Annotated in this window: 21 protein-coding genes; 2 read left to right on the plus strand and 19 right to left on the minus strand. The window is 60.8% G+C overall.

All coding sequences use genetic code 11. The features are described 5' to 3' along the window. Positions 1-108: 108 nt before the first annotated feature. Positions 109-1,101, minus strand: a complete 993-nt coding sequence (gene dusA / locus DIR46_RS07390; protein WP_109344660.1) for a tRNA dihydrouridine(20/20a) synthase DusA — start codon at positions 1,099-1,101, stop codon at positions 109-111. Positions 1,102-1,330: 229 nt separating this feature from the next. Here dusA and DIR46_RS07395 point away from each other — a divergent pair, with 229 nt between their 5' ends. Both DIR46_RS07395 and DIR46_RS26540 read left to right on the plus strand, forming a co-directional pair. Beyond that, positions 1,331-2,221, plus strand: coding sequence for a site-specific integrase (locus DIR46_RS07395; protein WP_229446529.1), 891 nt, complete (start codon positions 1,331-1,333; stop codon positions 2,219-2,221). 35 nt (positions 2,222-2,256) lie between these two features. After that, positions 2,257-3,129, plus strand: a complete 873-nt coding sequence (locus DIR46_RS26540; protein WP_162819464.1) for a DUF5677 domain-containing protein — start codon at positions 2,257-2,259, stop codon at positions 3,127-3,129. 47 nt (positions 3,130-3,176) lie between these two features. On the opposite strand, the gene DIR46_RS07405 is transcribed toward DIR46_RS26540, so the two are convergent. From DIR46_RS07405 to DIR46_RS07485, 18 genes are all read right to left on the minus strand, one after another. Further along, positions 3,177-3,428: a hypothetical protein gene (locus DIR46_RS07405; protein ID WP_109344663.1), complete on the minus strand. Its 252-nt coding sequence runs from the start codon at positions 3,426-3,428 to the stop codon at positions 3,177-3,179. Positions 3,429-3,556: 128 nt separating this feature from the next. Beyond that, positions 3,557-4,342: a DNA adenine methylase gene (locus tag DIR46_RS07410; RefSeq protein WP_109344664.1), complete on the minus strand. Its 786-nt coding sequence runs from the start codon at positions 4,340-4,342 to the stop codon at positions 3,557-3,559. Between the two features lie 142 nt (positions 4,343-4,484). Then, positions 4,485-5,030: a hypothetical protein gene (locus DIR46_RS07415; protein ID WP_109344665.1), complete on the minus strand. Its 546-nt coding sequence runs from the start codon at positions 5,028-5,030 to the stop codon at positions 4,485-4,487. Beyond that, entirely contained in the window at positions 5,027-5,488 is a 462-nt protein-coding gene (locus tag DIR46_RS07420) for a glycoside hydrolase family 73 protein (protein WP_109344666.1), read from the minus strand. The genes DIR46_RS07415 and DIR46_RS07420 overlap by 4 nt, the downstream gene beginning before the upstream one ends. Beyond that, positions 5,488-5,823, minus strand: coding sequence for a hypothetical protein (locus tag DIR46_RS07425; RefSeq protein ID WP_229446530.1), 336 nt, complete (start codon positions 5,821-5,823; stop codon positions 5,488-5,490). The genes DIR46_RS07420 and DIR46_RS07425 overlap by 1 nt, the downstream gene beginning before the upstream one ends. Before the next feature lie 164 nt (positions 5,824-5,987). After that, positions 5,988-6,416, minus strand: coding sequence for a C40 family peptidase (locus DIR46_RS07430; protein ID WP_162819465.1), 429 nt, complete (start codon positions 6,414-6,416; stop codon positions 5,988-5,990). A gap of 64 nt (positions 6,417-6,480) precedes the next feature. Further along, positions 6,481-6,939: a DUF4376 domain-containing protein gene (locus tag DIR46_RS07435; RefSeq protein ID WP_109344669.1), complete on the minus strand. Its 459-nt coding sequence runs from the start codon at positions 6,937-6,939 to the stop codon at positions 6,481-6,483. After that, positions 6,940-7,902, minus strand: coding sequence for a hypothetical protein (locus tag DIR46_RS07440; RefSeq protein ID WP_162819466.1), 963 nt, complete (start codon positions 7,900-7,902; stop codon positions 6,940-6,942). 35 nt (positions 7,903-7,937) lie between these two features. Then, on the minus strand, positions 7,938-8,981 hold the full coding sequence (locus tag DIR46_RS07445; RefSeq protein ID WP_109344671.1) for a hypothetical protein: 1,044 nt from the start codon (positions 8,979-8,981) through the stop codon (positions 7,938-7,940). Beyond that, entirely contained in the window at positions 8,968-13,314 is a 4,347-nt protein-coding gene (locus DIR46_RS07450) for a DUF4214 domain-containing protein (RefSeq protein ID WP_109344672.1), read from the minus strand. Before DIR46_RS07450 ends, DIR46_RS07445 begins: the two co-directional genes overlap by 14 nt. Then, on the minus strand, positions 13,311-13,715 hold the full coding sequence (locus DIR46_RS07455) for a DUF1799 domain-containing protein (RefSeq protein ID WP_162819467.1): 405 nt from the start codon (positions 13,713-13,715) through the stop codon (positions 13,311-13,313). The genes DIR46_RS07450 and DIR46_RS07455 overlap by 4 nt, the downstream gene beginning before the upstream one ends. Continuing rightward, positions 13,667-14,017 (minus strand): hypothetical protein, encoded by a 351-nt coding sequence (locus tag DIR46_RS26545; RefSeq protein ID WP_162819468.1) that lies wholly within the window; start codon positions 14,015-14,017, stop codon positions 13,667-13,669. Before DIR46_RS26545 ends, DIR46_RS07455 begins: the two co-directional genes overlap by 49 nt. A gap of 40 nt (positions 14,018-14,057) precedes the next feature. Continuing rightward, a complete protein-coding gene (locus DIR46_RS07460; protein ID WP_109344674.1) occupies positions 14,058-15,044 on the minus strand; it encodes a phage tail tube protein in 987 nt (328 codons plus the stop codon). A 3-nt stretch (positions 15,045-15,047) separates the two neighbouring features. Next, a complete protein-coding gene (locus DIR46_RS07465; RefSeq protein ID WP_109344675.1) occupies positions 15,048-15,233 on the minus strand; it encodes a hypothetical protein in 186 nt (61 codons plus the stop codon). Beyond that, positions 15,230-15,679, minus strand: a complete 450-nt coding sequence (locus DIR46_RS07470) for a hypothetical protein (RefSeq protein ID WP_109344676.1) — start codon at positions 15,677-15,679, stop codon at positions 15,230-15,232. The genes DIR46_RS07465 and DIR46_RS07470 overlap by 4 nt, the downstream gene beginning before the upstream one ends. Further along, a complete protein-coding gene (locus tag DIR46_RS07475; protein ID WP_109344677.1) occupies positions 15,676-15,981 on the minus strand; it encodes a head-tail joining protein in 306 nt (101 codons plus the stop codon). Before DIR46_RS07475 ends, DIR46_RS07470 begins: the two co-directional genes overlap by 4 nt. Further along, a complete protein-coding gene (locus DIR46_RS07480; protein ID WP_109344678.1) occupies positions 15,981-16,313 on the minus strand; it encodes a DUF2190 family protein in 333 nt (110 codons plus the stop codon). The genes DIR46_RS07475 and DIR46_RS07480 overlap by 1 nt, the downstream gene beginning before the upstream one ends. A gap of 61 nt (positions 16,314-16,374) precedes the next feature. Beyond that, on the minus strand, positions 16,375-18,420 hold the full coding sequence (locus tag DIR46_RS07485; protein WP_109344679.1) for a ClpP-like prohead protease/major capsid protein fusion protein: 2,046 nt from the start codon (positions 18,418-18,420) through the stop codon (positions 16,375-16,377). Positions 18,421-18,514 lie beyond the last annotated feature (94 nt).

Genomic DNA, 18,514 nt, shown 5'->3' on the forward strand with positions numbered 1-18,514 from the left:
TTTTGAAACTTGTATGGTTATTTCGATAACCAAATGTCTCGATTTGTCGACAAGAAATGAAAAAAGGCGTGCCTCGGCACGCCTTTTAGTTACCACTGATAGCTTGCTTCAGGCCGCGGCCGGCATCCTGGCGGCGGCCTCGAGCAGCAGGCGCGGATCGCCCAGTGCCAGCTTCTTCGAATCGGACAGGGTTTGGCGGAAAGAACGAGCACCCGGCAAGCCCTGCATCAGGCCCAGCATGTGGCGCGTGATGCTGTTGAGCTTCAGGCCCAGCGGGCCGTACAGGCGCAGCTGCTCCTCGATATACGGGATCATCGCTTCCAGCACCTCGACCCGCGAGCGCGGGCGGCCAGCCTCGTCGCCATAGAAGCGGCGATCCCAGTCGGCCATGGTCCAGGGATTGTGATAGGCCTCGCGGCCCAGCATCACGCCGTCGACGTGTTCCAGGTGCAGTGCGATCTCGTCGTCGCTCTTGATGCCGCCGTTGATCAGGATCTCGAGGTCAGGGAATTCCCGCTTGAGCTGGTAAGCAACCGCATAGCGCAGCGGCGGGATCTCGCGGTTTTCCTTCGGCGACAGCCCTTTCAGGACGGCATTGCGGGCGTGCACGATGAAGGTCTTGCAACCGGCGTCGGCAATGGTGCCGACGAAATCGCGCACGAAGCCGTATTCCTCGTCGTAATCGATGCCGATGCGGTGTTTTACCGTCACGTCAATCGAGACCGCGTCGCGCATCGCCTTCACGCAATCGGCCACCAGCTGCGGCTCGTTCATCAGGCAGGCGCCGAACGCACCCTTCTGTACCCGCTCGGACGGGCAGCCGCAGTTGAGATTGATCTCGTCATAGCCCCATTGCTCGCCCAGCTTCGCGCTTTTGGCCAGGTCGGCCGGATCGCTCCCGCCCAGCTGCAGGGCGACCGGATGCTCGACGTCGTCGTAGCGCAGGTGGCGCTCGACGTCGCCGTAGACCAGGGCGCCGGTGGTGACCATCTCGGTGTACAGCCACGTGTGGTGGGTGATCTGGCGGTGGAAGACGCGGCAGTGGCGGTCGGTCCAGTCCATCATGGGGGCTACACTAAGTTTTCGCTTTCCAAAAGCCATTATTTCATCTACTTTTCACTCTACGCGGCTGGTTTGCTATTTCCCGGAACTTCCCGCAAAATGCCGCAGTTTCTCGAACTCACTACTCCAAAATTACTCCATGGCGGCAATCTCAAAACGCGGCGATTCATGGCGGGCACACATCCGTCGGACGGGTCATAAGTCGATATCGGGGACCTTCCCGACCAAAGCGCAAGCAGTTGCGTGGGCAAGAGGGATCGAGGCGGAGATGGACGCCAAGCGCTTCAAGGATGCGCGAGGGCTGGCGAATATTACCCTAAAAACCGCGATCGAAAGGTATGAGGAGGAGATCGGCGCCGAGCACCCGTTCGGGAAGAACAAGGGGGCAGTTCTAAAGATGTGGAAGAACAAACATGGCGACAAGACGCTAGACGAGCTTACGGATGAGTACCTAACAAAGTTTGTACGGGAGCGCCGTAAGGGCGGCGCCGGCGGCGTTACCATCAGCATTGATCTGACCTATCTGGCCGGAGTGCTCAAGACGGCTAAGGAGCTGTGGAAGCTCCCGGTCACACTCGAGGCAGTGCAGGCCGCGCGGGCCAACATGGCGCACTTGAAAATCTCCACTAGATCGGAAGAACGCCGGCGCCGCCCTACTCCGGACGAGATAGTGGCCCTGTGCGAGCACTTCGACAGGCGGTCGACATTACCCATGCGGGACCTAGTGCATTTCGCGATCGCATCTGCAATGCGCATCGAGGAGATCACTATGCTCCGCTGGGTCGACCTGAACGAAGCCGATCGCACCATCATTATTCGAGACCGCAAACATCCTCGGCAAAAAAAGGGGAATGATCAGGAAGTACCATTGCTTGGAGACGCCTTTGAGATTGTAAAGCGGCAACCGCGACCGATAAACCCGTCATCGGAATGCCGCATCTTTCCTGTCAAAGCCGCTACCGTCAGCACAGTTTTTCCCAGGGCGACGAAGGCGCTTGGTATTGAAGACTTGCATTTCCACGACTTACGCCATGAGGGCGTTTCTCGACTGTTTGAGCAGGGGTATCAGATCCAAGAAGTTGCGCTGGTGTCGGGCCACCGCGACTGGAAGATGCTAGCCCGGTACACACAAATCAAGGCGAAAGATTTACACCGGTAGTTCTTATTGCACACGAAAATGGGGAGAATCAAACAGTGTCGAGCACCGTACGCAACTCAGAGGAGGTCACGGAGCGCGAAATCTATATCGCACGGGTTAAAGACCTGCAAACTCTTCTTCGCCATAGCCTCAGGCTTTACCAAGCGATACCGGAACCCGCGAATCACGAACTCGCACTTCAATATTCGCAAGCGGTGTACTTCAAGTTTCTTACCCACGGGGTAAGCCTTCTGAATCTGCTACCAGATGGGCCATCCAAAGCTGGAAAAGCATGGGATCTTAGTTCTGCCTCGGCACTCGCACGCTGCATGATCGAGGCATTTGAAGCATTGGCTTATATCTCACTTCATAAAGTCTCAGAAGAAGAACAGACATTTCGGATCAAACTCTGGAGGGCACACGATTGTGAACGCAGGTTGCAAATGATGAAGCTCGTCCCAGTCGACGAGGTGAAAACTTCGATGTGCTCCAAGTGGCTTGAGGACGCTAGAGAAGAGCTAATGGCATGTTCGTTTTTCAAAACCCTAGACCTTCCTCAACAGAAGAAGCTCCTGAAGGAGCTGCCTGCGTACCACATAAGTCACGAGGAGATTTGCAGATCATCAAACATCGATTTCGAGTACTACCGGCTTTCGAAAATGATGACATCCCAACATGTTCACACAGCAAGTTTTGCTATCCACCATCTCGACCGGCACATACCGGCGTCCGACGAGGGCTACAGAAACATGACTATGGCGATCACACCAGCCGTGGTCTTCTTAGCGAAAGCTATTGTCGATTTACGCGTCCTGTACGGGCTGGCCGATGAAGAACTGGACTCAACTGACGCCGATGTGCTCTCAGAGTACCTTCCCTTTCTTGACGGCTTACGTCAATGGCGCGTGGAGAGCCCTTCCGGTACTTAACAGGCGTACGGGTTAAAGTTGACTCATACATTCATGCTAGGGACCGACTACACACTAAGCTGAACCGACCACTCCTGAACGTATGCTGGCCCGTTGTCGCCTTGCGGCCGCTCCTCACCTTTGAACAGCATGCGCTGGCCATGCATCGACGTAAGACGGGCATCATACAGGTCGGGAATCAAAGGGTCGCTCACCTGACTATGCGGATCGGACACGCTGGCCAAGACCGAGCTCCCCAGCGTGTAAACCCGCACTTCACCTTCAACGTAAGGCGTCGCGCCGATCGCTCGATCGGACATTCGCTTTCCGCTCTCTCTCAACCGTTTCACCTTTCCATACATGCGCCGGAGTGTAGCACTGTTGAGCGGAACCAAAACTGACCGCCTGTGGCGCGAACGTGAGTGCAGACGTCTGCACTACCCCTTCGTTAGAACAGTCCAGCCGGCTCTGTTGTGCGGTCCCAACTATAGATGATCACTTCTGCGCGCTCGACGCCCTTACCACCACCAACCGTATAGCTGACCGGGACCGTATCCATCTGAAAGTCAGCGAACACACGGCGGATCTCGGGATGATCGTTCAGGCTCACGATCGCCTTCCCCTTCAGGCGCTTCATCAGGGCCGCCATCTTCTCGTATTCCTTAAGTCCAAAGTCGACACCGTACCCTTCGGTCTCCCAATATGGCGGATCGAGGTAGAACAGCGTATGGGCGCGATCATATCGCTCCATCAGCCTGTGCCAGTCCATGTTCTCGATGTAGGCGCCCGACAGCCGCAGGTGGGCAGCAGACAAGTTCTCTTCGATCCGCAGCAGGTTGATCGGCGGCGTGGTCGTCGCCGTGCCCCAGGTCTGTCCTTGCACCTTGCCGCCGAACGCATGATGCTGCAGGTAGAAGAACCTCACGGCGCGCTGGATGTCCGTGAGCGTGTCTGGTGGCGTCTCCTGATGCCACTTAAAGACCTCACGACTGGCCAGCGCCCACTTGAAGTGCCTTACGAACTCCTCCAGGTGATGCTGCACGACGCGGTACAACCTGACCAGCTCGCCGTTGATGTCGTTGATGACTTCAACCTTCGCCGGCGGCCGCATGAAGTAGAGCGCGGCGCCGCCGGCGAAGACTTCGACGTAGCACTCGTGCGCCGGGAACTGAGGGATGATGTGGTCGGCCAGGCGTCGCTTACCGCCGATCCATGGAATGATGGGTGTTGCCATTAGTAAACCTTACAGTTGCGATTGTGCTAAACTCGCGCCGCCTTCCGGAAGGTGGCAGAGCCTTGCTTGGTTCACTGGCGAGAACAGTGGATCGAGGCCGACATCGGTTGTTGACGCAACCGGCGCCGGCGCTCTGTCTTTACTACGGGGCGATGGCCCCTACTTCGTAGAAGCCATGCCTTAGAGCCCAGTCCTGCAGCGCGCTTATTTTTTCTCGGAGACGTTCGGTCTCGAGGTCTGCGTCTCGGACGAGGTCTCGAAGATGCCGCTCAGTCGGCTTTGGTAGCTCGATGTATTCGGTCGCTCTGGCGTCATGAGCGATGACGGGACCTGGGGCTTCGGCGCCGCCGGCAGCGGCACACTCGCGGGCAGGGACTGCGATGCGCAGCCGCAGACGATCGGCAGCAGCACGCTCAGCAGCGATACGCTTTTCAGCTTCATTCAGATTCCTCTGGTAGGTGGCCAGGGTGGCCCTGGTAGACACGATGTCCCGTTGTCGCTCGGCTTCGTTATGGGCCACCGCGATCCGCACGTCGTGCATGGCCGCGTCCGCACGTTCCGTCTTGTCGCGCTCCCATTCGAGCCGGACATCGTCGGCGCCGAAGTGGTAGCCAGACAGGGCCGCGATCGATACCGCGCCAAGCAAGGCCGCTCCAACGGCAGCGACCTTCAATTGCTCAACGATCATGCTGCTGCTTCCTGGCTGTCGAATCGCTGGAGACTCCGGCCATTCATGACCGCAATGAGAATCTTCGCGTAATTCGGATCTGTCGCGTAGCCGGCTGCAGCTGCGGCACGAGCCCAACCTTCGCCAGTGCTCTCATCGAAGCAGGCCGCATAGCGCGGGTTCACCTTGAAGAAGCGCGCGCGATCGGCGATGCACTCATCAAAGTTGGCGTATGCGCGGAACTTGGCGACCAGGTCGACGCGCTTGCCGTCCACGTATTCATGGGTCGGTACGTCGACGGTCTTGCCTTTCCAGGAGCGGTTGGCCTTGATGCCGAACAAGTTGTTGCCAGGCGCGCGCGAACCCCAACCGGATTCGAGCGCAGCTTGGGCGATGGTGAACGAGGCCGGGATGCCATGCTCTCGGTGGACACGTTGGGCGGCCGGCAGTAGCAACGCAATGAAGGCGGTAGGCGGCATCAGATGATCTCCCGCACGTCCTTGACCAGATCAGCCAGATCGGCATCGCGGCGCTTCTCGATGAACTTGAACAGCGCGCGAACAATGACCCAAGCCGGCAAGCCGCACGTGAACATGAAGCCGCCCTGGGCAATCTGGCCCAGCAGGTCATCCGACCAGTGTTCGATACCGAGGTACTTGATGAGCGCGGCGCCACCGGCGATCGAGCCGACGACGGTGCACGCCAACGCCACGCGCCACTCCTTCTTGCTGCCGGGCGGCGTCATGGCCATCACGACGAAGGACGCAAGCCCGGCGCCGATGCCCATGCCGACCAGGCCGCCGATGATTTTCATGCTTGCTGCGCCGGCGGCCGCGCCGGAAATTGGTTCACTCATTGGGGTTCTTTCGTGGTTAGAAGTCGCCCGGCATGCTGTCCAATTCATGCGCACTTAGGATTACCGGGTGCGCACAGTCTCTCGCTCTAGCGGTCCCATTTCTAGGGAGAAATGGGACTATTTCATGCTTTGCTGCCGCGGAGGTCGACGCGCTGCAGCTTCGGGTGGAAGCACTGGAACAGGTCGTTCGGCGTGACCCGGTGCGCCTCCGCCGGATCAAGGAGGATCGTGCCGCCGGCCATCAGCAGCGCGAACACCAGCTCGCTGCACCACCAGGTCGACGTGTCGTTCCAATCGTCCGACGCCATGAAGGGAATGCCCAGGGCGCCCCCGAAGTCGTAGCCGCGGCCGTCCTGCTCCTCGCCGAAGGCGATCGCCTTCTCGAGGTCAGGTACCCATACGGTCATGTCCTGGTACTGGACTACCCCCTTCATCACCTCATCGACTGTCGTCGCCCTGCAGCCGTCGGTCATCGATGCCTCGTAGGCGCGGCCGCCCGCGATCGCGACCACGTGACTGAAGAAGCGGGAGCCGGAGCAGCGCGCTATCACCAGGCTCGCCGGGTTCCATGGCCACTTGGTGGTGAACCTTACCGTAACAACGCCAGCCGCCATCTCAGTTCGCCTCCTCGACAGGCCGCGATACCTCCCATCGGATTGCAGCTATTTCTTCCGGCGTACTCGCGGCGGCCAACTGCGCCTTCAATTCCTGCGAGTGATTGAAGTTCCTGGTGCCCTGGGCGGTCATCGCAGCGTACAGAGCGCGGAAGGCGTCGACGGTGGCCAGATCAAGCATCGAGTTGTCGAGTGCCTTCCAGCCGCCGGGGAATCCCGTCGGGAACTCACTAAAGAGACCGACGTGATTAGCAACGCCATCGATATCCGAGCGAGACAGCGCATCGCACGCGAACTGCTTCCCGGCGTGCGGGAACGTGGACATATTTGCGTCGGCGCGCCAGGCGTTGATTTCTTGGTTCTTGGCCGTCTTCATGTCGTCGACGCTGACGTTGATCTCGGCAAGCTCTGCGGGGGTGGCATCGCGCACAATGCCGTCTACCATAATCTGCTTCGTCATTTAATCATTCCTGTGACCGAAAACACGGATAGTGCCGGCGGTAAAAACATCACTATTGCCGGGGATGATGCGAAACCCTCGAGCGGGTTCTGGCATCGAAATGCCGGCCCCCATCGCGAACTGAAATCGGGTGTCGCCAAACCCACGAAATTCAAGACTCTTCAGGACGCCGTTTGCGTTCCGGATCTCAGCCGTTCCAGTAAGGACTGAAGACGATGCGAGGGCGAGTCCAGACGCGGTTGTGCCATTCCCTGTGAGCACCCCGCCGGAATAGCCAGAGGTAACTACCCCACCTGCCGTCACCAGCTGGAGAACTGGTGTGGTGCCCGAGCTGGACTTGGACACCCCGTTCAACTCAATCGAGTACTTGTCGTAGATTGGGTTGAAAATGTTCGGATAATCGATCGCCACTAACTGCGACGTAATCGTTGCAGCGGCAAGCGGATCGACGCTCCTTGCCCCGATCTGGCCCCGATCGCCTGTGCGCTGGAAAAACAGCAACAACGAATCGCCGCTCACAAACGGGCTGGTCGAGCTACTTCCCGTGCACACCACGGCCAGGTTGCGGTAACCGGCCGGAGCCGTGCGCGCAGAGACGTCGAACGTCATCCATTTACTCATGTCGCCTTGCTTCGTCAGGCGAATCGTGCCTTTTACCAGGCTGGTCGACGCGTCGAATGTATCGATCAGCGTCGTGTAATCCTGGCCACCTGCTGTCAGGTCAAGCCGCATCACGGTCGAAGCATTTTGCGCGGCACTGGACAGCCGCAGCTTGCCGGCGCCCGGGTCGGCGTCCGCTGTTGCCGTGTCGAAGGTGTAGGGCAATGCATACGCGCCGCCGGCCAGCGCTGCATTGAATGCTGCCAGGGTTTCATTGACTTCTCGCCCCCACTTCGGGAAGTTCTGGAAGACATATGCGACCAAGTCGTCGAACAGCTTCTGCTCTTGGTTACGAGCAGGCATTTTTGACTCATCCAGGAACGTAGTTATCCCTGCCATTAAACAGCTCCTTCAATTGTGAAACTCATAAGTGATTGAATTTGATACTGGATGACGATCTTGAAGCTGCCGTATCGACCGGCGATGATCGTGCTGCCGAAGCTCCCGCCCCCAAAGAAGACCAGCATCTTCTGCCGGCGCTCGAACAGCCACGCATTCAAGTAATCGATCTGATGGTTATCCACCACCACGTCCAACGTCATACGCTTTGCGTACGGCCTCAACGTGGTTTTGCTGGTACCGTCCATGTTGAAGGTCGTGCTCGAGTAGTCCTTGCCCTCGAGTCCCATCCCAAGAAGCGTCGGGCCGAACTCGTCGACAGGCCCGAGGGCGCACATGCCGCACTTGGCTATTCCGCCGATTTTCCTGATCGAGATCGTGACTAGCGCTTTGGCGTAGACTGGCAATTGCAATGTGCCGAAGTAGTCCTTCCGCTTGATGCGCTTGAAGCACCAGTTAAAGAACGAGCTCCCCGACGTGGACTGCACCAGTTCAGTGGTCTCGCTGTACACGATTCCCTCTGTCGGATCGACCACGCTGATACGGACTTCATCAGCGAACACGTTGCCCAGGTAGAGGCCCTGGCTGATCGTCTCAGGCGCGAGAACGATCAGTATTTCATCGGGCATCTCCGTCTGTGTGTTGTTGTATTCGTCAAGCATCTTCCATCGGTTCGTCACGCCGCGAGGCGTCCAGGCCGAGGTGTCGGTCATCGCCTTGCCGATGTTGTTGGCGATAAGCGACTGGAACACGCTGTGGGACGCCGGGTCGTATACCAGCGCGTCTTTCGCATAAGTGCTGGTCGCGCTATAGACCGATTCAGGGATCGGCACGTTGGAATACACAAGGCCGGCACCGCTACCGATGACCTCACCGGCATCAAGCAGCGCATATGGCGCCTTGCCGAGATCGGCTTGGTCGTACGTCACCCGCAGCGTGTTCGGCGCAGCGGTCTGCTGGGCGCCGTTGCGATCGAAGTACGACGCCGGCGCCGCCCGCGTGCAGGTCACGTCGCCGAAGGTCACTGGGTCAAGAACGATCATCGGAAACCACTTTCATTGCGAGAGGCGTATCGCCATAAATTGCTGCATCCAGGTGCTCGGCCGTGGCCTGAGCGCTCTTCGCGATCGCACGATTCTCCGCACTGTTCGCTTCTCGCAACTGCCGGACTTCCTCGCGAAGCGCACGGATCTCGGCTGCGAGCGCAGCACCGTCGTTGTTATCGGAACGGGTGCCTCCCAGCATGTCCGCAGTCTGCTGATTGCTCCAGATCCTTGCTGGCCCAGTTACTTCGAGCTCAGGACCGTTCTCACCCACAAGCCGCAGGCCGCCGGTATGCATGCCGCCGGCCGCGAAGCCGGGGACAGTGTTTCGCTTCTTGTATTCGTCAGTGCCCTTAGCGACATTCAGGAAATCCGCCTTCTCTGCGGCGTCCATGTTCGGTCCGTAGGCCTTCATCCAGAACGCAAGTCCTTCTGCATCGGGGGCACGCCCCAGGACGCTCTCGTACAGGCGATTGAGGTCCGCCTCGGTAGAGTTGGCGATGCCGTCGACGATCTGCGAAACAGGCGTGCCACCGGCGGCAGCGTTCTTCCACCACTCCAACCCCGCAGCATCCGGCGCCCGGCCGAGGTGCGTCTGGTACGCGTTGTTGATGGCGGCGCCAGCCGAGACCACCGGGTTCTGCTGCGCCGCCAGCATCGCTCCGTGCAGTGCTTTTAGCGCATCCGCGATCGACAGGCCGATCGTGCGCAGCCCCTTCAATTCGGCAATCTGCTCCTGCTCGTGTTGCAGCATGCTCTCGTATCGTCTGACCTGCTCCTCGAGCGCCTTAAGGCTTCGCTCTTCGACAGACAATGCAGCATCAGAGAGGTCGGCCAAGGCATCGAGATCTACTTGAGTCGAAAACACCTCACGCTGGTAATCGAGGTAGCTGCTGAACGAATCCATGGAAGGGCCGCGCCCCAAATTCGCCAACGTGCGCTGCAGCGCGTCCGGATCCGGCAACGTCCCACCTGCACGGGCAAGTGCCAGCACAGCAGCCAGTTCGCTTCGCGCATTGACTCGACTCGCCTCTTGCTGCTCGGCGGTTTGCATGCCGTCAAATGCACTGCGCAGCGCGCTGGTCAGGCTTTTCAGCTTGGCGACAGACGCGCTGCGGATCTCGATGTCTTCCTGCAGGGCCGCGATCTGCCGTGCCGTTACCTGCTGCAGCACATCGTAAGCACCATCAACGCCAGCAAGAAGCCCAGCCGCCACGCTCAACGCGGCCTGCCTCGTTTCCTCAGCCGCTCGCCGCTGCTCCTCCGCCGTGCGCGCCGCCGCCGCTTCTTGCTCCCTGATCGCCGCAGTCAGCGACTCGGTTGTCGGATATAGCTGCGCAAAACCGGCCTGCAGGTTCATCAGCGCTGAGAATTGCTTTGCTCCCGCCTCCGTCGCGAGGTCGAGACCCAAGACAATATTCTTGAACTCCTCGCGGGTGTCGACGTCAACATAACCAAGGGCTGCAAGCTGCTCGGTCACCAGTTTTAACACCGGCGCGTTTCGCTCCCCTTGCGTCAGGAAGTTCTGATGGAAGTAAGCGGTGTTTGCCGAAAATGAGTCGAGTCCCCCAGCAGCCTCGAGGAGACGCTCACGCGCTCCCAGGGACGCAATACCAACTTGACCGAATGCCATACCAATACCGGTCAGCGCGTCATCCACCACGGCATAGTTCGTGGCAAGACGCTGCAGCGTGGCCGACGCCGCCTCCCCTTTCAGCTGAAAATTCACCAGCTCCGGAATCAGGTCGGTGGCCATGGTATTGGCCAGCCCCTCGAAGTAAGCGGTGATGTTCGCCTGGGTTTCGGCGTCGGTCTTGCCAATCGCGATATTGAGGGCGTCGGTACGACTGGCGATGCTGGTCGCGTCTGCCCCGAGCGCCTCGGCGAATGCACGAGTAGTAACCTTCATGACGCCGTAGGCATCGGACAACGCCTGGTCCATTTCTGGTGCCACGTCCACGCGATCGAAACCGGATTTATCGCTGCGGAACCAACCGCCCTTCTGCTTCCATTCCTGGATCACCTTGCCGTCGAAGCCGCTCTCACCCAGAGTGCCGGCGAGATTGCTGCCCACGACTTCCTTTGGCTTATGGCCGAACATGCGATTTACGGCCCCGCCGAGCAGGCCACCGACCAGGGAGCCGAGGGCCGTCCCCAGTGGGCCAACAATCGTGCCGACAGCGGCGCCAATCGCTGCGCCAGCGTTCACAGTCGAGTTGCCAGAACCACCAAGCGCCGAGAAGCCATTCGAGATCGCACGGCCTCCCATTACGCCACCGACGACACCGCCAGCAATCCCCGCCGCCGTGCCGAGGCCCTGGGCGACTGGCGTGAGCGCCTGGCCACCTGCAGTTGCCAGACCTTGCGATGCCAAGGGCGTGTAGCCCATCGAGCTCATGATGTTTTGGGCAAAGCCAGCCACGGTGTCCCCCAGGGCGGCGAAGCCGCCCTGCATCGCATCGTAGATCCCTTTGACCGAGCTGATGGTGCTCCCAATACCGCCACTACCGGCGCCGGCCGCACCTGGCGCAGCACCGAGACCGAACTGGTTAAGCACACTTTGCCCGAGTCCGTTCAACGTTCCCGACACGGGCTGTAGCACACCCTGGATCACTGGACGAAGCACCAGGGTGTTGAACATGTTCTTCAGCGTGTCGACCAGGTTCTCGGCAAACCCTTTGCCATTCTCGAAGCCGCGCAGCAGTGCATCGGTCAGGGACGACTCGATCGTCTCGGCCATACGCTTGCCTTCATCCGCCAGCTTCTTGACCGCCTCTATCTCGGCATCGTGGACGGTTGCAGCGGCCTGGGCATTGCGCAGGCCTTTCAATGCATCGATCCTGCGCTGGATGTCGGCAACGCCAGCATCGGACAAGGCGAGCGACTGCTTCGCTGCCTCGAGCTCGGCAATCTGGACATCAGTGATCGCCTCCGGCAGCATGCCGTAGGTGCGGATCTTCAGTTCCAGGGCGTCGGTCTGCTTGACGATTCCATCGATATCACGGTCAACCGCGGCAGTGGCCTCGTCCAGCAGCTTTTTCTCATCTGCAGCAGCCTTCGCAGCCGCATCGTTTGCAGCTTTGATTGCCGGCTGTTTGGCAAGCAAATCGGCCTGTGCCTTCGTCAGCTGATCGACCGAGATAGTGCCGTTCGCATACGCCTTGCTGAGCGCCTCCCATTCCTGGGAAAAGGTTCCACTCAGGCCAGACAGCTCGGCCAGCAGTTTGGCTTGCGCCTGCTGCTCCTGGTTCAGTTTCTTGGTTTCGGCCGCGATCTCGGCCGCGCTCTTGCCGAGCACGGTTCCATGGCGCACGATAGCGGCCATCTCTTCCACAGAGGCGTCACCGCTGGCGCCCCAGGCGGCCGCAATCGAGCTTGCCGTGTCCGACCAGCTCTTGCCGATGTCGGCTTGCCACTGGCGGCCGATCTCCGCTGCCATTTTGAAATCGCCCTGAATAAACGCGACCAGCTGGGCAGCCCCCGCACCAAGGGTCTTGCCGACCGTCGAGAATACCTCGACGATACCGACGCCGACGGTGTAGAGTAGCTTGAGTCCGGAGGCAAGGAACTGGGCGGTGTTCCTGAGGGTGTCGCCCTGCGTGGCGGTCTTGAGGAATTGGCCAGCAAGGGTGCTCAGCGTCGGCAGCAGTTCTGCCGCCACGCCCCGAGCCACACCCTGAGTTCCGAGCATCAGCAGGTCCAAGGTATCGTTGAAGGATCCGGCTTGCTCGACCGCTTCTTCGCTCAGCGACAGGCCGAGCTGGCGCGCCATCGCATCCATCTCGCGCAAGCCCTCGGAACCGCCGTTGAGCAGCGGGAGCATGGCGGCCCCTGACTTGCCGAACACCTCCTGGGCGAGGGCCACCTTCTGGACGCCCTCCTCCATGCCGGCGAACTCATCCGCCAGCTCGTACAGCATATCTTTGTTACTCTTGAACGAACCGTCCAGGTTCTTCGAGCTGATGCCGAGCTTTGCGAACGCGTCACCGTTGTCGACGATCTGCTTGGACAGCTTCGTCATCGCCCCTTCGAGGGCGCTCGCTTCCATGCCCCCCATCTGGAAGGCCAGCTCGAGGCCGGCCAGGTCTTCCACCGCAACGCCGATCCGTTGTGACAGGTCGCTCGCCGCGTCAGTAGCGTCGATCGCACCCTTGATCCAGCCGGTGAAAGCCGCGATCGACAGCGAAGCCCCTACCGCGCCAAGCACGCCGCCGATGACGCCACCAGCTTGCGAGACCGTCTCCAAGGCGTCGGTTGCTTGCTCGCGGAACCGACGGAACTCGGAAATTGCGCGATCGGCAACGGCTGTGATGATTACTCGAGATTCGCTCACTTCTTTCGTTCACTCCATCCTGACAAGGTCGCGCGCTCCATCGCTTGCACTTCCGAAAACAACTTGGGCCATTCCTTGCGCCTGATCTTCCACGCATCGCGCACCACGAGGACGCTCTGGTAATTCAGACCAACCGCGCCGCCTGGCCCGACGACCCACTGGGTCGACACGGCCTGGAAGAAGTTCCAGGCCTTGACACATTCAGGCCAAAGGTAGAGAGGTTCGGCCCGTTGCCGCTCATAGACCGGCGCCAAGCCGAATGCCGCCGCGGCCTCGCTGACAGCCTCGTCGTCCAGCTCCTCCTGGTCTTCGTCGACGATCCAGCCCAGGGCCGCGTAGCGCGCGACCTGCGCTAGTTTTTTGCTTCGGCGCTCGTCTCCTTGGCGAAGGCGTTGAAGCACACCAGGGCCATGCCAGGGATGTTCAGCAGCGCATCGAATGCCTCGGGGCAGAATTCGGCCGGCTGGCTGGCCTCCTCGTCGACGACCAGGCGCTGACCACTCCAGTCGGTGGTGACTTCGCGCAGCACGTCCTTCATGTCGAATTCGCCGCTGCTGATGCGCTGTTTGAGGTCGTCCGCCTGCAGACGCGAACAGGTCAATGTGAACTTGAACGGCACGGGCTGGCCCTTGCCATCCTTGGTGGCGCCCCTGACGGTGACGAGGACGGTTGGGCTGATAACGGTGGTAAAGCGCTTGCTCATGATTTTTCCTGTGTCGATGCGGGCCAGGCGGCCCGCGTGGTTATGCAAAGCTGGTGATGATGCGGATCTCGTCGTTGCCGGCGACGGGCGTGGCGCGCACGTTGTAGCCGATCAGGCGCTCGCCATTCAGCTCTTCCTTGGTCGGCTCCTTAAACTGGGCCGCCGGCAGGAACACGGCAACTTTGTCGTTCGGGACAGTGCCGTGGATCAGGCCGAGCGTTTCCTTCGTGGCGGCTTTGACCTTGCCCATGAACGACACTTCCTGCGCGGCAGTCTGTTTGAGCTTGACGGCGCCGGTGACTTCACGGTCGGTGATGGCCACTGACTTCCCGCCCAGGATCTTCTGGAAGGTCGCCGTGACGCCCAGGTCGATGGTCAGGCCCTGGCTCGGATATTCGACGCCGCCAACGAAGGCTGGCGCGGTGGCGATGCCGTGGGTGGCGCCAATCGTGATGTTTCCCGAGTTGTCGTCGGTGACGATCTGCGGCACGCGCCAGGCGGTCAGGGTCGTGGACGGATTATTCAGCGCAGCGATGCCGCCATCGACACCGATCAACTTGAAGCTGATCACTGGCTTCTCGCCGACAGTCAGGTTCAACGACGCGGTGCCGCGCACACCCAGGAGCTTGTGCAGCACGCCGTCGTCGAAATAATAGATCGACGACGACTCGAAGCCGCCGGAGATCGGGACGTAGTCGACACGCACGCCAGCGGTGATGATCTCGGCAAAGCCGATCGAGCGCATGAGCGGTCCCCATGCCGGGGCCTTGCCCGCCGTACCGGCGCCGACCAGCTCGATGTCGAATCCGCATTCGACGTACGACGCGCCTGGCAGCTCTTCGGACGCGCCCAGGTATTCGCGAATGATGTCGCGCTTGATCCATTCGGCGTTCAGAGCATTAATCGACACGTTGCTGATCACGAGCGCGTTGGCCGCACCTTCAGGGATCGAGTCGACGCCATACTCCTCTTCGAGCTTCGCGAGGATCGCCGTCTTGCGAATCAAGCGCTGGGTTTCCACAGCCATGTGTTACTCCTGTTCTTTCGGTTCACGGACCGGTTCGATCTTGACGAGCTCGCCGGTACCAACATTTCGGACGTAGCTGCCGCCCACCGCAGGGTCTTGCTGCGGCGCGGGCACCAGTGCAGACGTCTGCACTTCGTCAGCGTTGACCAGATCCGGCGTACTCGCGCCGGCGGTTTTCAGGTATTTCATAACTTCAGGGTTCTCCCGTTGGTTTGGTGTTTCACTACGAAGCGCGCGCTGACGCACGCCACGCTGTTGTCCAGCTCCTCGAAGTCCCAAGCCAGGGTGTCGCCTGGCAGAGGGCTGATGTCCATCACGCCGTAGCCGAGGCCCGAGCCGGCATCGAGGTTGTCGAAGACGCTCTCGAGTAGCTGGTCGGCGATCGTGCCCGGCACGTCGTCGGCGCCATCCCTGCCATAGCACTCGATCTCGATCAGCGTGTCCCACGCCGTGCGGCCGCCCAGTTGCTTCACTTCCTGCGACAGCGAGCGACCGAGACGGACCACGATGGCCCGGCTCTTGTCGTTGCTCAGCGAGCGTCGACGGTTGACGTAGACGCGGTCGACCACGATCGCCGGATCGTCCTGCAGGCGCTGTGCGATCGCCTTCACAATCTCCATATGCTGGGTCGTCATGCCTTCTCCAGGAGGACCAGGCTCAGGCCAGTCGGCAGATAGCTGTCGGCCTGGCAGTCGGCCACCTTCCATGCCGCGCCGTTGACGGTGATGCGTATCTCGTCGAAGTCGGCCGGCACCCGGTCGTTGGCGATGACCATTTGCGGCGCCGCCGCGCCCATGCCCATACCGACCATGCCGTTCCTGTACTCGGCGTCGAAGATGACGGGGATGTCACCCTCGACGCCGGGGATCCGCGCAATGGCATTCGACAGGCGGTCCATCGCGAGCCGGTTCAGGCGGGCTTCGAGCTGATCGAACATCACGCGTTGATCTTGATGCGGACAGTGGCATCGCCATTGCCTGCCGGCGCCGCCGCGTAGCCGGCGAGTTCATGTGCAGCGTCGGCGGTCTTGGTCAAGCGGAAGTCGCCGGAGTCCCAGTACAGTTCATCGCCTTGGGCGACAACCTCGGTAGGCACCTTGGCGACGTTCCAGACGCCGGTAACAGCCACCGAGCCGGTGCTATGGGCCGGGATATCACCCAGGGCGATGCCGACACGCTTGCCCATCGTCACCATCAGGCCGGACGCGACTGGGTCGGTGCCGGTGGTGTAGTCGAGCACGTCGCCCTCTTGCACGTAATTCTTTGCCATTGCTGGCTCCTCTTGAAGTCAGTGAGCGCCGCTCAAGCGGCGCTGCAGTGGAAGGTCAGGGTTATTCGCCCTGATTGACGGCCAGTGTGCGGAAGTCCAGGGCCTTGACGCCGGCATCCATGCGCACCTTGAACTCGACGCCGTCGCGGGTCCAGCCATCCTGCTGCTCCAGAGTCGGCGCCTGGTTGCCGTCGAGGTATTGCACTTCGACCGTGTCATGGACGTTCTGGTCAGCGGCGCCGTACCAGGTGGAAGGATCAGCGTCCAGGCGAGCATCGCTGATGACTTCGAAGGTGCCGCGTGCCGAGTTCGGTACGGTGTTGTTCTTGGCGCCCGCGCCGACTTCGTATTCGCTGTCCTTGACCACCAGCGCGGTGCCTTCCAGGGCCACCGGCACCAGCAGCTTGGCCAGACGGATATTCAGCGCGCGCGCAGTGCCATCGGTTTGCGTACGCATCCGGGCGCGCATGGCATTGACAGAGGCCGTGTTGATGCCTGCTGCGGCCAGGATGTTGGCGTGGTCTTCGTGGAACAGCTCCTTGCCATCGGCCATCAGCGGGTTGTCCATCAGGATCGCGTACACCAGGTCACCGATCGTGCGGATCGCGGCGCGACCCATGCGACGCGGGATCTTGGTGAATGCGTCCAGGTCGTCGTTGATGATGGTCTGGCGGGTCAGCGAGAACATCTTGCCGTAGGTCGCCAGCTGGACGGTTTCACCACGCTCGCCGACCTCGGCATAGCGGTACTCGCCGCCGTCCTGGATCCTGTCCAGCGAGGGGAAGGTGTTCAGGTCGACACGCTTGCCCGGCTTGAAGTCGCCCATGGTGCCGACCGAGGTCCACAGCTGGAACGTTTCTTCCGCTTCTTCGTAGCCCTTCATCATGGCCTTGTCGGCGACATTGGCCAGCAACAGCGGGAAGTCCGAACCGGTCTGCGTGAATGCGGCCGCGACCACGTCCATCTTGCCCATGCCGCGCGCGCTGACGCCGGCGTGGGCCAGGCATTCGCGCGCCAGGTCCATCAGCGAAAAGCCGCGATAGTTATTCGCCTTGTCGTCCTTGTCCAGGTTGCCGCGCGCCAGGATCGAAGCTTGGGCGCCGGCGCGGAATTTATCGCGCTCGTCTTCCAGAGTGACGATGTAGTTGCCGGCGACCGGCGTCGCGCCCTTGCCCAGGTGGGCCAGCAGCTTGGTGTTCGCCTGCTCGACGGTGCAGTCGTGATCGTCAGCGCAGGCCGTCTGCAGGGCAGTCACGCCTTCGAGGCTGGCGAACGATGCGAATGCAGCGGCGATGCCGGCACGGCGGGTTTTGTCGGCCGCCAGTGCGGCTTGTGCTGCAGCTTTTGCTGGATCCAGGGCCGGGTCGGTGCCCGCCGGGTTGGTGGTGCCTGGCATGGTGTTGCTCTCCTTCGATTGTGGTTGAGGCGCGGTAGATGCCGCGGGGGTATTCGGCTGCGGGAACGATGCATACCGCGCCTTGATGGAATCCTTCAGTTGCGCGCTGGCGGCGACCGGCAGACCAGCGACCACGACGTCGACGAACTTGGCGGCCAGGGCCTGCTCGGCGGTGTACCAGTGGTCCTTGCCGTCGGTGAGCAGGGCCAGCATCTCGGCCTTGTCGCCGCCGGTCTTCGATGCATAGGTGGTCGACATCGCGTCGGCCCAGCTGTCGAGCATGTCGGCGTAGTCGCGCATGGCCGCGCTGTTGCCCGAGTTCCAGCCCCACGGCGCGTGGATCATGATCTGGGCGTTCTCCGCCATCTCGACGGTATCGCCGGCCATGGCGATCAGACTGGCGATGGATGCGGCAATGCCATCCACGACGGTCGTCACGGTCGCCTTATGACGCTTGAGCGCGTTGTGGATTGCGATGCCGTCGGTCACCGAGCCGCCGTAGCTGTTAATGCGCACGGTGAGCTGCTCGACGTCGAGGGCCATCACTTCGCGCACGAAGGCAGCCGCCGCGATCGTGTCGCCGTACCAGCTCTCGCCGATGTCGCCGTAAATGAGGATCTCCGCCGAGGAAGCCTGCACTGCACCCGCGGCGCTTGCGCGGGCGCGGATGGTGTACCACTTCGGCGGCTGGTTCTGGTTTGCTATGGGCATCGTCCGTATTCCCTGTCGAATGCTTCGTTATGAAGTCGTCAGTTTGTTTGCGATGGAGTCCCATTTCTAGGGAGAAATGGGACAGTTTTTGATG

This window comes from Massilia oculi, from assembly GCF_003143515.1.
GTDB classification, from domain to species: Bacteria; Pseudomonadota; Gammaproteobacteria; order Burkholderiales; family Burkholderiaceae_D; genus Telluria; species Telluria oculi.

Excerpts from the sequence above, each read along its gene's own strand:
- dusA (WP_109344660.1), bottom strand. The coding sequence starts at position 1,101 with ATGGCTTTTGGAAAGCGAAAACTTAGTGTAGCCCCCATGATGGACTGG.
- DIR46_RS07395 (WP_229446529.1), top strand. The coding sequence starts at position 1,331 with ATGGACGCCAAGCGCTTCAAGGATGCGCGAGGGCTGGCGAATATTACC.
- DIR46_RS07405 (WP_109344663.1), bottom strand. The coding sequence starts at position 3,428 with ATGTCCGATCGAGCGATCGGCGCGACGCCTTACGTTGAAGGTGAAGTG.
- DIR46_RS07410 (WP_109344664.1), bottom strand. The coding sequence starts at position 4,342 with ATGGCAACACCCATCATTCCATGGATCGGCGGTAAGCGACGCCTGGCC.
- DIR46_RS07415 (WP_109344665.1), bottom strand. The coding sequence starts at position 5,030 with ATGATCGTTGAGCAATTGAAGGTCGCTGCCGTTGGAGCGGCCTTGCTT.
- DIR46_RS07420 (WP_109344666.1), bottom strand. The coding sequence starts at position 5,488 with ATGCCGCCTACCGCCTTCATTGCGTTGCTACTGCCGGCCGCCCAACGT.
- DIR46_RS07425 (WP_229446530.1), bottom strand. The coding sequence starts at position 5,823 with ATGAAAATCATCGGCGGCCTGGTCGGCATGGGCATCGGCGCCGGGCTT.
- DIR46_RS07435 (WP_109344669.1), bottom strand. The coding sequence starts at position 6,939 with ATGACGAAGCAGATTATGGTAGACGGCATTGTGCGCGATGCCACCCCC.
- DIR46_RS07440 (WP_162819466.1), bottom strand. The coding sequence starts at position 7,902 with ATGCCTGCTCGTAACCAAGAGCAGAAGCTGTTCGACGACTTGGTCGCA.
- DIR46_RS07445 (WP_109344671.1), bottom strand. The coding sequence starts at position 8,981 with ATGATCGTTCTTGACCCAGTGACCTTCGGCGACGTGACCTGCACGCGG.
- DIR46_RS26545 (WP_162819468.1), bottom strand. The coding sequence starts at position 14,017 with ATGAGCAAGCGCTTTACCACCGTTATCAGCCCAACCGTCCTCGTCACC.
- DIR46_RS07460 (WP_109344674.1), bottom strand. The coding sequence starts at position 15,044 with ATGGCTGTGGAAACCCAGCGCTTGATTCGCAAGACGGCGATCCTCGCG.
- DIR46_RS07465 (WP_109344675.1), bottom strand. The coding sequence starts at position 15,233 with ATGAAATACCTGAAAACCGCCGGCGCGAGTACGCCGGATCTGGTCAAC.
- DIR46_RS07470 (WP_109344676.1), bottom strand. The coding sequence starts at position 15,679 with ATGACGACCCAGCATATGGAGATTGTGAAGGCGATCGCACAGCGCCTG.
- DIR46_RS07475 (WP_109344677.1), bottom strand. The coding sequence starts at position 15,981 with ATGTTCGATCAGCTCGAAGCCCGCCTGAACCGGCTCGCGATGGACCGC.
- DIR46_RS07480 (WP_109344678.1), bottom strand. The coding sequence starts at position 16,313 with ATGGCAAAGAATTACGTGCAAGAGGGCGACGTGCTCGACTACACCACC.
- DIR46_RS07485 (WP_109344679.1), bottom strand. The coding sequence starts at position 18,420 with ATGCCCATAGCAAACCAGAACCAGCCGCCGAAGTGGTACACCATCCGC.